Here is a 16,471-nt window from a genome sequence, read left to right as displayed (position 1 = left end):
TACAAAATCGTTACAAAATGTATCATACCTTGTTTCCTCCTGTGCGTCAAGCAAAAAATTGTGAACAATGCCGCGGCGGGCCGGAAAAAGACAGAAAGGCGGCCCTTCGGGACGCCTTTCTGCGAACGTATCGCTCAGTATTTTTCGTCCAGCACCTGAATCAGGGCGGCGATGGCGTTGTCGCGGCAGTCCGGCAGCTTGTACACCTGGGGCAGGGCCAACACCTGGGGCAGCGCGTTGGCGGGGGCGAAGGCCATACCCGCCCAGTTCAGCATGGAGATGTCGTTGGCGTGGTCCCCTACGCAGGCCACATTCTCCTGCCGGATGCCCAGCAGCTCCGCCAGGCGGCGGACCATGCCGCCCTTGTTGGCGCCCTTGGCCGTCAGCTCCACCAGCGAGGAGCTGCTGGCCACGATCTCGTACCGGTCGTACCAGGGCTGGGCGCGGAGGAAGTCCAGCAGCGCCGGTTGATTTTCCGGCTCCGTGGAGAAAAGGGCCTTGCTGATGGGGGACGGCACCTCCGTCATGCTGTCCACGAACACCGTGGGCGAATGGGTGATGTGCAGGTGGCGGCGGGTCACATCGTTGGGCTGCAAGGCGTGGATGTCGTTGTTGTCGTGATACAGCTCCACCGCCGAGAACGGCAGGGCGCCGATGACCTGCTGGATGCAGTCCTTGGCCTCGTCCGGCAGAAACGCCTCACACAGGTATTTTCCAGCGGGGAAGTCGTAGATGGCTGCGCCGTTGAACAGGATGGTGGGGCCGTTCATGGGCACGTCTGCGGCCACCCGCTCGAAAGCAGGCTTGGCCCGTCCCGTGGCTACGGAGAAGATGCCGCCCTCACTCATGAAGTAGCGGATGGCCTCCTGATTGGCGTCGGGCACCGGCGGCATGGGCTGGCACAGCCGCAGCGCTTCCTCGGTGTAGGTCAAAGTGTTGTCATAGTCACTGGCCAGCAGCAGACCGCTAAATTTTCCCATGGTGATCAAACCTCCGAGCCCGAAGTGGGCTTATTGCCGCCGCTTCCGCCGCGGCGGCGTCCGCCACGATGACGGGGGCGCTTTTTCTGCTCGCCGCTGCCGTTCTGTCCCTCCGGCTGGGGCTTCCTGGGAGGACGGGGCGCTGCGGGCGGGGTATTCGCAATATCAGCACTGGTATTGGCGCCGGCCGGTGCGCCGCTTCCGCCGCGGCGTCCACGGCGGCGACTGCCGCCCTGACGGGAGGACTGCTTGTCCCCTGCCGCAGGTCTATCAGCCTTTTCCGGCTTATCGGGCTTAGCGGGACGCTCCGCCTTGGCGGGCTTGTCCGGACGGGCAGACTTCTCGGTCCGCTTCTCCGGCGCGGCAGCACCCTCGGACTTTTTGCCGCCGCGTCCGCTGCGGTTCCGGCGGCGGCGCTTCTCACCGCCGCCGTCCTCGCCGTGCTCCGACGGAGGCGTGAAGTCGCTGATGAAGCTGATGGGAGGCATATCGTCCTCCTTCTCCGGTTCCACGTACCGCTCCGGCCGCCGGTCGGGGATAACGATGCCGTCGCGGCTGCCCTTGCCGTTGCGCAGGACGCACACCTCGCAGTTGTGGTAGCAGCGGGAGCCGTCGGTTCGGTCGTCCAGCCGGACATTCACCGTCTCCTTCAGCAGGTTCACGTCGCTGACGTTGCCCGGGCCGTCCGGCGTCAGCACGAAGGAATCGTTCTTGGGCATGCGCTTCACGGCGTCCTCGTAGGCGTCCTGCTCGTACTTCAGGCAGCACATCAGGCGGCCGCAGGTGCCGGAGATCTTGGTGGGGTTCAGGGACAGGTTCTGGGTCTTGGCCATCTTGATGGACACCGGCAGGAACTCGTCCATAAACTGGGCGCAGCAGAAGGGCCTGCCGCAGATGCCCAGTCCGCCCAGCATCTTGGCCTCGTCGCGGACGCCGATCTGCCGCAGCTCGATGCGGGCGCGGAACACGCCGGCCAGATCCTTCACCAGCTCGCGGAAGTCCACGCGGCCGTCGGCGGTGAAGAAGAACAGGATCTTGGAACCGTCGAAGCTGCACTCCACCCGCACCAGCTTCATCTCCAGCTTGTGCTGGGCGATCTTCTTCTGGCAGATCTCGAAGGCCTCCTTTTCCCGCCCGCGGTTGTAAGCGGCGGTGTGGCGGTCGTTATCGGTGGCGATGCGCAGTACCGCCCGCAGCGGCTGCACCACCTGCTGGTCCGGCACCTCATGGTTGCCCTGACTGCACTGGGCGAATTCGGGGCCCTGGGCCGTCTCCACGATGATGTCCTGACCGGCCTCCACCGTCAGCTCCCTGGGGTCAAAGAAATAGGTTTTGCAGCCGCTGCGAAAGCGGACGGAAACCACAGTTGTCATAGAAGTTCCTCCCATTCTACGGCGAGGGCACCAAGAACATGGCCCGCGCCCACATTGTATTCACATTCGCCGCTGTATTTCTCCAGCAGCGCCGTCAGCTGCCGGAGCTGTCGGGCCGTCAGGCCACGGGCCAGCGCTTGGGCCGTCTCGCCGCAGGCGGGATCTGGCGTCTGCTTGCCCATCTGCAGCAGCAGTGCCTCCGCCGCGGCGCACCACGCGCTCCGCAGCACGTCCCGCAGTTCCTCCCGCTTCATCCGCCGGTTCTCCAGAGCCACCAGATACGTTGTCACCGGCAGCACCTTTCCCCGGGCGAAGGCACGGCACAGCTGCTCTGCTTCCGGCGGCAGGGCGTCCTCCGACACGGCATCGTACTTCAGCAGCACGCAGCGGGAGCGCACCGTCTCCAGCAGCGCCGAGGGGCTGTCCGTGCAGAAGACAAAGGCGGCGTAGGGCGGCCCCTCCTCCACGATCTTCAGCAGCACGTTCTGGTCCCGCTCGTTGAGCTGATGGCTGTCGGCGATGATGTACACCTTCCGCGCCGCCTCGTTGGGCCGGATGTACACATCCTGCCGCAGGGCGCGTACCGCGTCCACCGTCAGCTCCCGATGCTCCGTGTCGCGTACCACCGTGACGTCGGGGTGGATGCCCTCCAGCACCTTGCGGCAGTGGCGGCATCGGAGACAGGGCTTGCTCTCCTCCTCGCAGACGTGGGACGCAGCGATGAACCGCGCCGCGTCCAGCAGATCGCCGTCGCCGGAGAGCACGATGGCGTGGCTCAGCCGTCCCTGCTCCGCCGCGCGGCGTACCGCCCGGGCCAGTGTGCTGTTTTCTGCCGGAAGCTGGGCCATGGCGCTCTCCTTTCCTCTGCGGGGCCTGACAGCCCTATTATTCTAATGTATCAGTATAACACAGAAAAAGCGGGACAGGCAAGTTTTATTCGCAGGATTGCGGGGAAAATGTTTCCTGTGACCCTCTTTCCCACCATGAATAGAAACCAATTGCAAAAAAACAGAAAAATTTGGGAATAGGCTTGCTTTTGGAGGGAAATATGACTATAATAAGAAACGTTCTCATCGTTTGGTACAACTATATTGATAGATGGAGGGACTACCATGAGCAAGAAGTATTGTTACCTGTTTACCGAAGGCAACGCGAAGATGCGCGAGCTGCTGGGCGGTAAGGGCGCGAACCTGGCTGAGATGACCAACATCGGCCTGCCCGTTCCCCAGGGCTTCACCATCACCACCGAAGCCTGCACCCAGTATTATGAGGATGGCCGCCAGATCAACGCCGAGATCATGGCCGAGATCATGGAGTATATCGAGAAGATGGAGAAGATCACCGGCAAGAAGTTCGGCGATCACGAGAATCCCCTGCTGGTCTCCGTCCGCTCCGGCGCCCGCGCTTCCATGCCCGGTATGATGGATACCATCCTGAACCTGGGCTTGAACGAGGACGTGGTGGATGTCATCGCCAAGAAGTCCAACAACCCCCGCTGGGCCTGGGACTGCTACCGCCGCTTTATCCAGATGTACTCTGACGTGGTCATGGAGGTCGGCAAGAAGTATTTCGAGCAGCTGATCGACGCCATGAAGACCAAGAAGGGCGTGACGCAGGACGTGGAGCTGGACGCCGCTGACCTGAAGGAGCTGGCCATGCAGTTCAAGGCCGAGTACAAGGCCAAGATCGGCGAGGAGTTCCCCACCGATCCCAAGGAGCAGCTGGTGGGCGCCATCAAGGCCGTGTTCCGTTCCTGGGACAACCCCCGCGCCAACGTGTACCGCCGCGACAACGACATCCCCTACTCCTGGGGCACCGCCGTCAACGTCCAGTCCATGGCCTTCGGCAACATGGGCGACGACTGCGGCACCGGCGTTGCGTTTACCCGTGACCCCGCCACCGGCGAGAAGAAGCTGATGGGCGAGTTCCTGACCAACGCCCAGGGCGAGGATGTGGTGGCCGGTGTGCGTACCCCCATGCCCATCGCTGAGATGGCCCAGAAGTTCCCCGAGGCCTATGACGAGTTCGTCAAGGTCTGCAATATCCTGGAGGATCACTACCGCGACATGCAGGACATGGAGTTCACCGTGGAGCACGGTAAGCTGTACATGCTGCAGTGCCGCAACGGCAAGCGGACCGCTCCCGCCGCCCTGAAGATCGCCTGCGACCTGGTGGACGAGGGCATGATCTCCGAGCAGCAGGCTGTCGCCATGATCGATCCCCGCAATCTGGATACCCTGCTGCATCCCCAGTTCGACCCCAAGGCCCTGAAGGCCACCGAGCCTGTGGGTAAGGCTCTGCCCGCCTCCCCCGGCGCTGCCTGCGGCAAGATCGTGTTCAACGCCGAGGACGCCAAGGAATGGGCTGCCCGCGGTGAAAAGGTGGTTCTGGTCCGTCTGGAGACCTCTCCCGAGGACATTGAGGGCATGAAGGCCGCTCAGGGCATCCTGACTGTCCGCGGCGGTATGACCTCTCACGCCGCCGTTGTGGCCCGCGGCATGGGCAAGTGCTGCGTCTCCGGCTGCGGCGAGATCAACATGGACGAGGCAAACAAGCAGTTCACTCTGGCCGGCAAGACCTATCACGAGGGCGACTGGCTGAGCCTGGACGGTTCCACCGGCAGCATCTACGACGGCGCTATGCCCACCGTGGACGCCAGCGTGGGCGGCGACTTCGGCCGCATCATGGCCTGGGCCGACAAGTTCCGCCGTCTGCAGGTCCGCACCAACGCCGATACCCCCCACGACGCCGCCAAGGCCCGTGAGCTGGGCGCGCAGGGCATCGGTCTGTGCCGTACCGAGCATATGTTCTTCGAGGGCGACCGTATCGCCGCCATCCGCGAGATGATCTGCTCCGACACCGTGGAGCAGCGCGAGAAGGCTCTGGCCAAGCTGCTGCCCATGCAGCAGGGCGACTTCGAGGGCATCTACGAGGCCATGGAGGGCTGCCCCGTCACCATCCGTTTCCTGGATCCCCCTCTGCACGAGTTCGTTCCCACCGAGGAGCACGACATCGAGCTGCTGGCCAAGGATATGGGCAAGTCCGTTGCCGACATCAAGGCCATCATCGCCTCCCTGCACGAGTTCAACCCCATGATGGGCCACCGCGGCTGCCGTCTGGCTGTTACCTTCCCGGAGATCGCCGTGATGCAGACCCGTGCCGTCATCCGCGCCGCCATCAACGTGCAGAAGAAGCACCCTGACTGGAACATGGTCCCCGAGATCATGATCCCGCTGGTGGGCGAGGTCAAGGAGCTGAAGTACGTCAAGGACGTGGTCGTCAAGACTGCTGACGAGGAGCTGGCCGCCGCCGGCATGAACATGAAGTACCTGGTGGGCACCATGATCGAGATCCCCCGCGCGGCCCTGACCGCCGACGAGATCGCCAAGGAGGCCGAGTTCTTCTCCTTCGGCACCAACGACCTGACCCAGATGACCTTCGGCTTCAGCCGCGACGACGCCGGTAAGTTCCTGGGCGCCTACTACGACAAGAAGATCTACGAGAGCGATCCGTTCGCCAAGCTGGATCAGATCGGTGTTGGCAAGCTGGTGAAGATGGCTGCCAAGCTGGGCCGCGAGACCCGTCCGGAGCTGCATCTGGGCATCTGCGGCGAGCACGGCGGCGATCCCTCCTCCGTGGAGTTCTGCCACAAGGTGGGTCTGGACTATGTGTCCTGCTCCCCCTTCCGTGTGCCCATCGCCCGTCTGGCCGCCGCACAGGCTGCCATCAAGGACGCGCAGTAATCGCAGCGAAACAAAAAGAGTCCGAGTGTACCGCACTCGGGCTCTTTTTTTACAGGCATCGGCCATCTCTCCTGCAAAGGACCTGCTGAGCGCCCCGCCGACGGCGGGCACTTGTGTTTTTTCCGCCGCCGTGGTAGGATAGGGGCAAAACCGGACACCCCGTGATAAGAGGAACGACCCATAACCGTCCATGAATTCGGTGACAGAGCCGACCCCGTGCTGCTGCTGCTGTATATGAGACTGCCGTGATACGGCGGCAAACGAGAGGAGCTGACCGCCCATGATCCGCATTAGAAGCGGCGATACCGTGACGGAGCTGGCCTGGACCGGTGAGAATATCCCCGCCGCCCGCCTGCTGGCCCAGGCGGGGCTGTACCCTGACTATCCCTGCGGCGGGCAGGGCCGCTGCGGCAAGTGCCGCGTGCTGGCCCACGGCGACCTGTCCCCCGCCGCGCCGGAGGAACTGGCCCAGCTGCCACCCCGGGAGCTGGCCCGGGGTATGCGCCTTGCCTGCCTTGCCCGGATCTGCGGCCCCGACGCGGAGCTGACCCTCCCGCGGGAGGACGGTCTGCTGGTGGAGACCGGCGGCTCCCTGCACCGGCTGGAATGGGACCCGTGGGCCGCCGCTCTGGGCATCTGCGTGGACATCGGCACCACTACCGTGGCCGCTTACCTGTGGGATCTGGACCGCCGCTGCCGCTTGGGCGTGGCCTCCTGCAAAAACCCGCAGGAGCGGTTCGGCGCGGACGTGGTGTCCCGTCTGGACGCCTCGCTGGCGGGTCAGGGCGACGCCCTGCGCGCCTGCATTGTCCGGTGTCTCAGCGACCTGGCCTATCAGCTGTGCCGACAGGCAGGCCGCCCCGTGTCCGATGTGGGCGGCGCGGTCATCACCGGCAACACCGCCATGCTGTACCTGCTGCGGGGCTACGATGTCCGCGACATTGCCCTTGCACCCTTTCAGGCGCGGCATCTGTTCGGCGAATCTGTCCCCGCGCGGGAGCTGGGCCTTGACTGGGGCGCGGACTGTCAGGTGTACCTGCCCCCCTGCCTGTCGGCCTACGTGGGCGCGGACATCACCTGCGGCCTGCTGGCCTGCGATATTCTCCACGCCCGCGGCCCCGCCCTGCTGGCGGACGTGGGCACCAATGGCGAGATGGCCCTTCTGTCGGACGGAACCATCTACTGCTGCGCCACGGCGGCGGGTCCCGCCTTTGAGGGCGTGGGCATCTCCTGCGGCAGCGCCGCCGTCACCGGCGCCATTGACGCCGTGACTGTGGAAAACAACGCCCTGCGCTGTCACGTCATTGGCGGCGGCACGGCCCGCAGCCTGTGCGGTTCCGGCCTGTTGGACGCCGTAGCCGCCCTGCGGCGGCTGGAGCTGGTGGAGGACAGCGGCTACATGGAGGACGACAGCCTGCCCCTGAGCGGCAGCGTGTCCCTGCTGCGGCGGGACATCCGGTCGTTCCAGCTGGCCAAGGCCGCTGTCTGTGCCGGTGTGGACACCCTGCTCCGCGCCGCGGGCCGCGCTGCCTCGGAGGTGGAGACGGTCTGGCTGGCCGGCGGCTTCGGCTGTAAGCTGTCGCCGGACAGCGCCGGCGCCGTGGGCCTGCTGCCCCGCGAGCTGATCCCTGCCGTCCGGCCCTCCGGCAACACGGCGGCCATGGGCGCGGCGCTGCTGCTGTGCTCCCGCCGATTCGAAGCGGAGACGGTGTCCATTGCCGCCGCTGCCCGGCTGGTGGACCTCTCCGCCTCCCCTGTGTTCCAGCAGCGTTTTGTGGAGGATATGACCCTTTCGGAGGTGACATCATGACGGCGCTTTTGGACATGGCCCGCGCCGCGGGCTTTGAGGCGGCAGCCCCCCTGCGGGCGGAGCAGCTGGTTTTCCGGCCGGAGGTGCGGGAGATGTGCCGCGCCGACCGTTGCCGCAGCTATGGCAGAAACTGGTGCTGCCCCCCTGCCTGCCCCTCGCTGGAGGACATGGCCCGCCGCATGGCGGACTACGGCGACGGTGTGCTGGTGGAGACGGTGGGCGCCATGGCCGATGACTTCGACTACGAGGCCATGATGGGCGCGGAAAAACGCCACAAGGAACGGTTCACCGCTCTGACCCGCACGCTGGCGGAGCGGTATGGCCGCGACGCGGTGCTGCCCATGGGCGCGGGGACCTGCCGCCGCTGCGCCGCCTGCACCTATCCCGACGCGCCCTGCCGCTTTCCGGCGGAGCGCATCACGTCCATGGAGGCATACGGCCTGCTGGTGAGTCAGGTGTGTGAGTCCTGCGGCGCGGTGTATTACCACGGCCCCCGTACCATCACCTACGTCAGCTGCGTGTTCCTGCGGCGGTGAATAGAGATACAGGAGAGGGCCCCGGCGAAAATCGGGGCCCTCTCCTGTTATGCTTCCTATGCCTGCACCCTCCCGACAGACCGGCGTCTCCGACGGCCCGCTTTATTTTCTCTCGGCAAGGAGAATTCCGCGCCTACGGGCGTGGGTCACTTTTGGCCGCAGCGGCCCGCTGCACAGACTCTCTCTGTGCCTCCGGCGGCCCCATTTCCTTCAGCAGCGAAAAGGGAAGGTTCCGCGCTTCCGAGCGCGGGTCACTTTTGGCCGCAGCCCCAAAAGTGACCAAAAACGCTGCTTGAAACCGCAGGTTTCAAGACTTCCTGCGCGGCTGGGGTGCGCTGAAAACCGCCGCCGCGTACCACGCGCGACTTAAATTGCCGAACATCGTCGTACAACGAATCGCGTGCAGTCCTCTTATCGCTGCCGCTCCTACGTACCACGCGGAGGTACACTGTTCCACGGCGGTAGGATACGGCATTTTCCTGCGGTACGTGGAAGCGGCAGCGGGGATAGGGGCAGGAGCGATTCGGCGTGGGCCTTTTTGCGGCGTGGCTGTGATCGGACGAAAGGAATTCCAAAAACCATTGGTTTTTGGCGGCGTTCTTTCCCCCATTTCTTTCGCTGCTGAAAGAAATGGGGCCGCCGGAGGCATGAAAGAGAAAAGTTAGCGGGCCGCTGCGGCCAAAAGTGACCCGCGCTCGGAAGTGCGGTGTCCTCCCTTCGAAAAAAAGAATGAGCGGGCCGTCGAGGACGACGCCGGTCCCTGCAAAAAGCATATCGCCCTCCAAAAAGGGATCCCGCGCCCTTGGGCGCGGGATCCCTGTAACCATCAATCGCTGTCCAGCTTGAGGACTGCCATAAACGCCTCGGTAGGTACCTGCACCGTACCGAGGTTCCGCATCTTCTTCTTGCCCTCCTTCTGCTTCTCCAGCAGCTTCTTCTTGCGGGTGATATCGCCGCCGTAGCACTTGGCCAGCACGTCCTTCCGCATGGCCTTCACCGTCTCGCGGGCGATGATGCGGCCGCCGATGGCCGCCTGGATGGGCACCTCGAACAGCTGGCGGGGGATGTTCTCCTTCAGCTTCTCGCACAGGCGGCGGGCGCGGGGATACGCTTTGTCGCGGTGGGCGATGAAGCTCAGCGCGTCCACGCCGTCGCCGTTGAGCAGCAGATCCACCTTCACCAGATCGCTGGTGCGGTAGCCGGACAGCTCATAGTCCAGCGAGGCGTAGCCCTTGGTGTTGGCCTTCAGCGTGTCGAAAAAGTCGTAGATGATCTCGTTCAGCGGCATCTGATAGTGCAGCTCCACCAGATGGGTGTCCAGATACTGCATGTCCTTGAACTCGCCGCGCCGCTCCTGGCACATGGGCATGATGTTCCCCACAAAGTCCTGCGGCGTGATGATGGACACCTTGACGTAGGGCTCCTCCGCGTGCTCGATGGAGCCCGGATCGGGGTAGTTGTGGGGGTTGTCCACCTTCACCATGGTGCCGTCGGACTTATAGACGTGGTAGATGACGCTGGGCAGAGTGGTCACCAGGTCCAGGTTGAATTCCCGCTCCAGCCGCTCCTGAATGATCTCCATGTGCAGCATTCCCAAAAAGCCGCAGCGGAAGCCGAAGCCCAGCGCCACGGAGGATTCCGGCTCAAACGTCAGCGACGCATCGTTGAGCTGCAGCTTCTCCAGCGCATCCCGCAGATCGGGGTACTTGCTGCCGTCCTCGGTGTAGATGCCGCAGTACACCATGGACTGGGCGGGGCGGTAGCCCGGCAGCGGCTCCGTGGCGGGGGCCGCGGCGTCGGTGATGGTGTCGCCCACGCGGGTATCTTTAACGTTCTTGATGCTGGCGGTGAAATAGCCTACCTCGCCGGCCTGCAGGCAGTCCGTGGGCTCGTTGCCCAGCGGCTTGAGATAGCCGCACTCCAGAATGGTGTACTCCGCGCCGCTGGCCATCATGCGAACGGTCTGGCCCTTGCGGATAGTACCCTCCATGATGCGGAACAGCACCACCACGCCCACGTAGGGGTCGTACTGGCTGTCGAACACCAGCGCCCGCAGCGGCGCCTTGGGGTCGCCCTTGGGGGCGGGCACGTTCTGCACCACGTCCTCCAGTACGGCGTCGATGTTGATGCCCAGCTTGGCGGAGATCTCCGGGGCCTCCAGCGCGGGCAGGCCGATGATGTCCTCCACCTCCTGCTTGGCCTTCAGGGGGTCGGCGGCGGGCAGGTCGATCTTGTTGAACACCGGCAGGATCTCCAGATCGTGGTCCATGGCAAGATACGTGTTGGCCAGCGTCTGGGCCTCCACGCCCTGGGTGGAATCCACCACCAGCAGCGCGCCCTCGCAGGCGGCCAGCGACCGGCTGACCTCATAATTGAAGTCCACGTGGCCCGGGGTGTCGATGAGGTTCAGGGCGTAGGTTTCCCCGTCCTGCGCCTTATAGAAGATCTGGACGGCGCGGGACTTGATGGTAATGCCCCGCTCCCGCTCCAGATCCATATTGTCCAGCAGCTGGTTCTCCATCTCCCGCTCCGGCACGGCGTTGCACTTCTCCAGCAGGCGGTCCGCCAGCGTGGATTTGCCGTGGTCGATGTGGGCAATAATGGAAAAGTTGCGGATATGGGACTGGTCAAACATAGTAGAAAGCCTCCTTTGGAAATCCACGCTGCCCGCGTGGAGCGCGTACAAGCGTTTTGCGGGGCAAAACCTTGCCGCAGGCGGAATCCATTTCCGCCGAGGATGTCAAAATTATTTTCACCGCTTCGCCGCCAGGTCGTCCACATTGTGGACCACCTGCGCCGTGCTCTGCCCCACGCCGGGGGCGGCGGTGAGCGCATCGGAGTTCAGCTCCGGCACCTGCTCCGCCTCAGCCAGCGCCCGCAGGTATACCGCGCGGCTGCGCAGCATAGCGGCGTCCACCGTACCCGCATCGAAGTCCACGCTGTCCACGGCGAAGAAATCCTCGTTGCCGCCGCCCCGCCGGTAGTAGTGCCGCAGCAGGGTATACAGCGCCGTGCTGAGATAGTCGCCGGCGGCGGTGATGGCCGTCCGGTCGCCGCACTTGCCCAGCAGGTCGAACAGCACGCCGGTGGTGTTCACCACCAGCTTTTTCTGCAAGGTGGCCAGGATACTGCCCTTCAGCGTTCCCTTTTCGTCGCTGGCGTCATACAGCTCCGCCGCCTCGATGATGGACCCGTCGCGGGAGCTGGTGCGCCCCAGCAGAAAGTCCGCCGACACGTGATAGAAGTCGCAGGCCCGGGCCACGAAGGCCAGTCCGGGCTCGCGGATGCCATTTTCGTAGTGGCTCAGCAGTGCCTGACTGATGCCCAGTGCCGCAGCGGCCTTCCGCTGGCTGATGCCCATCTCCTGCCGCAGCAGGCTCAACGTTCTGGAAAAATCCGTTGCCAATTCTCTCACCCCGTTTATTTTTATACAGCCCGTAAATCATACCCTATATAATACGGATTGTAAATACATTTTTCGCTCCGCGCCCAAAAAATTTGCACCGTCCTCCGGCGTGTGCTACAATAGGTGCAACAAAATCTGGAGGTGCTGAAACATGGAAGAACAACTGATCCTGTACGTGCGCTACACGGCCAAGCCCGGCTGCCGCGAGTCCTTCGTCCGCGACATCGTGGAGGAAGGTATCCTGACCCAGATCCGGCAGGAGGACGGCTGCCTGGCCTATGACTACTACTTCTCCGCTCAGGACGAGAACGAGGTCCTGCTCATTGAGCGCTGGGAGAGCGCGGCCCACCAGCGCGTCCACATGGAGCAGCCCCATATGGCCCGCCTGCGGGAGATCAAGGATAAATACATCGCCGCCACCAAGCTGGGCCGCGTTCACCTGGAGGACTGACCCATGCTGTTCGATACCCACGCCCACTACGACGATGAAGCCTTTGACGCCGACCGCGACGCGCTGCTGACGGCCCTGCCAGACTGCGGTGTAGGGCTGGTCATCGATCCGGGCTGCGACCTCACCAGCTCCCGCAGAGCGGTGGAGCTGGCGGCGGCCTACCCCCACGTCTACGCGGCGGTGGGCATCCATCCCGAGAACTGCGGCGGCTGCACCGACGACGATCTGGCGGCCCTGCGTCCCCTGGCGCAGCAGCCCAAGGTGGTGGCCATCGGCGAGATCGGGCTGGATTACTACTGGGAGGAGAACCCGCCTCGGGAATTCCAGCAGCAGGTGTTCCGCCGCCAGCTTGCGCTGGCGCGGGAGCTTCAGCTGCCGGTGATCGTCCACGATCGGGAGGCCCACGCCGACACCCTCTCCATCGTGCGGGAATTCCCCGATGTCACCGGCGTGTTCCACTGCTTTTCCGGCAGCCCCGAGATGGCGCAGGAGCTGCTGAAGCTGGGCTGGTATCTGGGGTTTGATGGCCCCGTGACCTATAAGAACGCCCGCCGCGCGCCGGAGGTGGCGGCGGTGACGCCGCTGGACCGGATGCTCATCGAGACGGACAGCCCCTACATGACGCCGGTGCCCTATCGCGGCAAGCGCAACGACTCCGGCTATGTCCGTCTGGTGGCAGAAAAGCTGGCAGAGTGGAAGGGCGTCGCGCCGGAGGAGATGGCCCGCCTCACCACGGAGAACGGCAAGCGCCTGTTCCGCATTTCCTGACAACTGGACAAAAAGGACCTGAACGCCATGCGTTCAGGTCCTTTTTATCGTTGTGTCAGATGCTCAGCACAGCTTGGCGCCGGCGGGCACGCTGTCATCGATGAGCATCAGGTGCAGCTTCTCCTCGCCGTGTTCCCGATGGACGGCGGAGATCAGCATGCCGCAGCTGGGGATGCCCATCATCTTGCGGGGCGGCAGGTTCAGGATGGCGATGGCCGTCTTGCCGATGAGCTGCTCCGGCTCATAGTACTGGTGGATGCCGGAGAGAATGATGCGGTCGGTGCCGCTGCCGTCGTCCAGCGTGAACTTCAGCAGCTTGTCGCTCTTCTTCACAGCCTCGCAGTTCTTGATCTTCACGGCGCGGAAGTCGGACTTCAGGAACGTGTCGAAGTCCACCTCCTCCTGCACGAAGGGCTCCACCTCCACGGCGGGCAGCGCCGCCTTCTTCTGAGCCTCCTGCATGGCGTTGAGCTTCTCCAGCGTGGCCTCGGCGTCCACGCGGGGGAACAGATTCTCGCCCTTGGAGACCTGAGTCTCGGTTGGCAGCACGCCCCACACGTTGGCGTTGTCCCAGGTGCGGGCCGCCGCGCCTGCGCCGATCTTGGCAAAGATCTTCTCACAGGTGTCCGGCATCACCGGCATCAGCAGCGTAGTACACACGCGGATGGTCTCCAGCAGGTTATACAGCACCGTGGCCAGCCGGACGTGTTTGCTCTCGTCCTTGCCCAGCGTCCAGGGGGCCGTCTCGTCGATATACTTGTTGGCGCGGTCAATGACCTTGAAGATCTCGTCCAGGCCGTTCTGCAGCTGGAGCTTGTCCATCTCCGCCTCATAGCGGCCCCGCAGGGCACACACGGTCTTTTTCAGGTCGCAGTCCTCCGGCGCGTCCTCGCGGGCGGCGGGCAGCTTGCCGCCGAAGTATTTCTCCACCATGCCGGTGGTGCGGCTCACCAGATTGCCCAGCTTGTTGGCAAGGTCGGTGTTGATGGTGCTGATCAGCAGCTCGTTGGAGAAGTTGCCGTCGGAGCCGAAGGGGAACGTCCGCAGCAGGAAGAAGCGCAGGGCGTCCACGCCGAACATCTCTGCCAGCACGTAGGGGTCCACCACATTGCCCTTGGATTTGGACATCTTGCCGCCGTCGATGACCAGCCAGCCGTGGCCGTACACATGCTTGGGCAGAGGCATACCCATGCTCATGAGCATGGCGGGCCAGATGATGGAGTGGAACCGGACGATCTCCTTGCCCACGATGTGGTAATCGGCGGGCCAATACTTGTCGTAGTCGTTGTAGCGGTCGTTGTCGAAGCCAAGCGCCGTGCAGTAGTTGAACAGGGCGTCCACCCACACATAGACCACATGGCCGGGATCGAAGTCCACGGGGATGCCCCACTTGAAGCTGGTACGGCTGACGCATAGATCCTCCAGACCCGGCTTGATGAAGTTGTTCACCATCTCGTTGACGCGGGTGCGGGGCTGCAAAAAGTCCGTATCCTCCAGCAGGTGCTGCACCCTGTCGGCGTACTTGCTCAGCCGGAAGAAATAGGCCTCCTCCTCGGCATCGTGTACCTCGCGGCCGCAGTCGGGGCACTTGCCGTCCACCAGCTGGCTCTCAGTCCAGAAGCTCTCGCAGGGGGTGCAGTACTTGCCCTTATAGGCACCCTTATAGATGTCGCCGTTGTCATACATCTTCTTGAAGATCTTCTGCACGGCGGCACAGTGATAGTCATCGGTGGTGCGGATGAAGCGGTCGTTGGAAATGTTCATCAGCTTCCACAGATCGCGGACGCCCCGCTCTCCCTCCACGATGCGGTCCACAAAGGCCTGGGGGGTCATGCCGGCCTCCTCGGCCTTGGTCTCGATCTTCTGGCCGTGCTCATCGGTGCCGGTGAGGAACATCACGTCATAGCCCTGCAAGCGCTTATAGCGGGCGATGGCGTCGGTGGCCACGGTGCAGTAGGTGTGGCCGATGTGCAGCTTGTCCGACGGATAGTAAATGGGCGTTGTGATATAAAACGTCTTCTTCTCCATGGGTCTTTATCTCCTTTTCCGCCGCCCCGAATGGAAGGACGGCTTAAAATACTGGCAGTCATTTATACTATTGTAGAGCACGCGGCGGGCTTTGTCAATCTATCCACCATCATGATGGGGAAAACTCCGCGATTTTTGCGTAAAAAGCCATTTACAGACTGAGAAAAATTTTGTATAATGGAGAATAGTGATTTGCGGGGCGCGTGAAAATGCGCCCGCCGGAACAAATGAGCTTAGGAGGAACCCCCCATGTCTTACAGAATTCTCGTCATCAACCCCGGCTCCACCTCCACCAAGATCGGTGTCTATGAGGATGAGCAGCTGCTCTTTGACAAGACCCTGCGCCATAGTGCGGAGGACATTGCCCAGTTCAAAACCATCGCCGCCCAGAAGGACTGGCGCCGCGATCTGGTCATGCGCGCGCTGCGCGAGCAGGGCATCGACGCCCGCACCCTGTCCGCCGTCAGCGGCCGCGGCGGTCTGCTGCGTCCCATCCGCGGCGGCACCTACGCCGTCAACGACAACATGGTCACGGACTGCACCATCGGCATTCAGGGTCAGCACGCCTCCAACCTGGGCGGCCTGATCGCCCGCGAGATCGGCGACGAGCTGGGCATCCCCTCCTACATCGTGGACCCCGTGGTCATCGATGAGATGGCTGATGTGGCGCGCTATGCCGGTCATCCCCTGTTCCAGCGTGTCAGCATTTTCCACGCCCTGAACCAGAAGGCCGTGGCCAAGCGCTTTGCCAAGGAGCAGGGCAAGAAATATGAGGAGCTGAACCTCATCGTCTGCCACATGGGCGGCGGCGTTTCCATCGGCGCCCACATGAAGGGCAGCGTGGTGGACACCCAGAACGCACTGGACGGCGAGGGCCCCTTCTCTCCCGAGCGCTCCGGCTCCCTGCCCACCGGCCAGCTGGTGAAGCAGTGCTACTCCGGCAAGTACACCGAGGCGGAGATGCACCGCATGCTCTCCGGCCGCGGCGGTCTGGTGGCCTACACCGGCTCCAACGACATGCGCTATCTGCTGGCGCAGGCCGAACACGATAAGAAGATCGCCGGTGTGGTGGACGCGTTCCACTATCAGATCGGCAAGGAGATCGGCGCCATGGCCGCCGTTATGCACGGCAAGGTGGATCAGATCATCCTCACCGGCGGCATCGCCTATGGCAAGGAGACGGTGGATGCCATCTCCGAGATGGTCGGCTGGATCGCCCCCATCACCGTCTACCCCGGCGAGGACGAGCTGCTGGCGCTGGCGCAGGGCGCTCTCCGCGTGCTCAAGGGCGAGGAGCCGGCACTGGAGTACCGCCGTCCCCGTCCCGATGACAACAACTGATCTATCCGCAGCTAAAGAGGCCGTCCGGCATACGT

At 63.6% G+C, this 16,471-nt stretch carries 13 protein-coding genes; 6 read left to right on the top strand and 7 right to left on the bottom strand.

The annotated features are described in order from the left end of the window. Positions 1-134: 134 nt before the first annotated feature. The 3 genes from ACZM22_RS00470 to ACZM22_RS00460 are packed head-to-tail and all read right to left on the bottom strand — an operon-like array spanning position 135 to position 3,201. Positions 135-980 carry an HAD-IIB family hydrolase gene (locus tag ACZM22_RS00470; protein WP_489542751.1) on the bottom strand — a complete coding sequence of 282 codons (846 nt, stop codon included), beginning with the start codon at positions 978-980 and terminating at the stop codon, positions 135-137. A 5-nt stretch (positions 981-985) separates the two neighbouring features. Then, positions 986-2,353 (bottom strand): PSP1 domain-containing protein, encoded by a 1,368-nt coding sequence (locus tag ACZM22_RS00465; RefSeq protein ID WP_489542750.1) that lies wholly within the window; start codon positions 2,351-2,353, stop codon positions 986-988. Further along, positions 2,350-3,201, bottom strand: coding sequence for a DNA polymerase III subunit delta' (locus ACZM22_RS00460; protein WP_489542749.1), 852 nt, complete (start codon positions 3,199-3,201; stop codon positions 2,350-2,352). Before ACZM22_RS00460 ends, ACZM22_RS00465 begins: the two co-directional genes overlap by 4 nt. A gap of 264 nt (positions 3,202-3,465) precedes the next feature. Here ACZM22_RS00460 and ppdK point away from each other — a divergent pair, with 264 nt between their 5' ends. From ppdK to ACZM22_RS00445, 3 genes are all read left to right on the top strand, one after another. Next, positions 3,466-6,096, top strand: a complete 2,631-nt coding sequence (gene ppdK, locus ACZM22_RS00455; protein WP_489542748.1) for a pyruvate, phosphate dikinase — start codon at positions 3,466-3,468, stop codon at positions 6,094-6,096. 280 nt (positions 6,097-6,376) lie between these two features. Further along, entirely contained in the window at positions 6,377-7,906 is a 1,530-nt protein-coding gene (locus ACZM22_RS00450) for an ASKHA domain-containing protein (RefSeq protein ID WP_489542747.1), read from the top strand. Next, a complete protein-coding gene (locus ACZM22_RS00445; protein ID WP_489542746.1) occupies positions 7,903-8,442 on the top strand; it encodes a DUF2284 domain-containing protein in 540 nt (179 codons plus the stop codon). The genes ACZM22_RS00450 and ACZM22_RS00445 overlap by 4 nt, the downstream gene beginning before the upstream one ends. 251 nt (positions 8,443-8,693) lie before the next feature. Here the strand turns inward: ACZM22_RS00445 and ACZM22_RS00440 are convergent, their stop codons facing one another. The 3 genes from ACZM22_RS00440 to ACZM22_RS00430 form a co-directional block, all read right to left on the bottom strand. Further along, a complete protein-coding gene (locus tag ACZM22_RS00440) occupies positions 8,694-9,215 on the bottom strand; it encodes a hypothetical protein (protein ID WP_489542745.1) in 522 nt (173 codons plus the stop codon). Between the two features lie 53 nt (positions 9,216-9,268). Continuing rightward, positions 9,269-11,077, bottom strand: coding sequence for a translation elongation factor 4 (lepA, locus tag ACZM22_RS00435; RefSeq protein ID WP_489542744.1), 1,809 nt, complete (start codon positions 11,075-11,077; stop codon positions 9,269-9,271). A 117-nt stretch (positions 11,078-11,194) separates the two neighbouring features. Next, complete coding sequence (locus tag ACZM22_RS00430; protein WP_489542743.1) at positions 11,195-11,857, bottom strand: helix-turn-helix domain-containing protein; 663 nt, start codon at positions 11,855-11,857, stop codon at positions 11,195-11,197. Between the two features lie 142 nt (positions 11,858-11,999). On the opposite strand from ACZM22_RS00430, the gene ACZM22_RS00425 reads away from it, so the two are divergent. Next, positions 12,000-12,299 carry a putative quinol monooxygenase gene (locus ACZM22_RS00425; protein ID WP_483267267.1) on the top strand — a complete coding sequence of 100 codons (300 nt, stop codon included), beginning with the start codon at positions 12,000-12,002 and terminating at the stop codon, positions 12,297-12,299. Between the two features lie 3 nt (positions 12,300-12,302). Next, complete coding sequence (locus ACZM22_RS00420) at positions 12,303-13,067, top strand: TatD family hydrolase (protein WP_489542742.1); 765 nt, start codon at positions 12,303-12,305, stop codon at positions 13,065-13,067. A 63-nt stretch (positions 13,068-13,130) separates the two neighbouring features. Here the strand turns inward: ACZM22_RS00420 and metG are convergent, their stop codons facing one another. Continuing rightward, complete coding sequence (gene metG, locus ACZM22_RS00415) at positions 13,131-15,095, bottom strand: methionine--tRNA ligase (RefSeq protein WP_489542741.1); 1,965 nt, start codon at positions 15,093-15,095, stop codon at positions 13,131-13,133. Between the two features lie 249 nt (positions 15,096-15,344). On the opposite strand from metG, the gene buk reads away from it, so the two are divergent. Next, positions 15,345-16,436 (top strand): butyrate kinase, encoded by a 1,092-nt coding sequence (buk, locus tag ACZM22_RS00410; RefSeq protein WP_489542740.1) that lies wholly within the window; start codon positions 15,345-15,347, stop codon positions 16,434-16,436. Positions 16,437-16,471: the final 35 nt, after the last annotated feature.

The organism is Vescimonas sp. (assembly GCF_057856985.1).
The sequence above is the reverse complement of the archived record's forward strand: the minus strand, read 5'-3'. Positions and strand labels throughout refer to the sequence as shown.